At 69.8% G+C, this 348-nt stretch carries 1 protein-coding gene; it reads left to right on the forward strand.

Annotated features, from left to right (window positions below):
* A partial coding sequence (locus ACYSM9_RS21940) for an HNH endonuclease signature motif containing protein (protein WP_461859054.1) occupies positions 1-348 on the forward strand: 348 nt, incomplete at both ends.

Genomic DNA, 348 nt, shown 5'->3' on the forward strand with positions numbered 1-348 from the left:
CCGGTGCCGGTGCCCGCCTGCCGTCCACCCCGATCCGCCCCCAGGTCCTGGTCACCGTCCCGGCGTTGTCCTTGACGGGGTTGACGGACGAGCCGGCGATGCTGGACGGCTACGGACCGATCCCGCCCTCGATGGCGCGCAGGCTCTTGGCCAACGGTGCGGACTCGTTCTACCGGGTGCTCGTGGACCCGCGGGACGGGGCACCGCTGGAGATCGGCCGGACGAGCTACCGGCTGACCAAGGCGATGCGGAACTGGCTGATGCTGCGGGACGGCAAATGCCCCTTCCCAGGGTGCAGCAACAATTCCCTGGACAACGACGCCGACCACATCCTCGCCTGGGCCAACG

Source organism: Arthrobacter sp. C152, assembly GCF_054890965.1.